A 317-nucleotide genomic window follows, 5' to 3' on the forward strand; every position below is an offset into this window, starting at 1 on the left:
GATGCACCTGCCGTGTTCCCTTTAGGGGAAACAACGGTCACTTGGACCGTAACCGTTGGTGCTGGTAATACGGCCACTTGTACGCAAACTGTGACTGTAACCGATAATATCAATCCGACTTTTGTAAACTGTGCTGCACCGGTATCTGTAAATGTTGATGCTAATGGCTGTTCTACAGATGCCGCTAATGTCAAGCTTGGAACGCCTACTGTGGATGATAACTGTAACACAACATCCATATCTAATGATGCACCTGCCTCATTCCCATTAGGAGAAACAACGGTCACTTGGACCGTAACCGATGGTGCTGGTAATAC

At 46.7% G+C, this 317-nt stretch carries 1 protein-coding gene; it reads left to right on the forward strand.

Features of this window, described 5'->3' with window-relative positions; genetic code table 11:
• Positions 1-317: HYR domain-containing protein (locus ACNG5D_RS15940; protein WP_418184520.1), on the forward strand; the 317-nt coding region annotated here is incomplete at both ends.

Source organism: Algibacter ulvanivorans (genome assembly GCF_048381495.1).
Taxonomy (GTDB): Bacteria; Bacteroidota; Bacteroidia; order Flavobacteriales; family Flavobacteriaceae; genus Algibacter_B; species Algibacter_B ulvanivorans.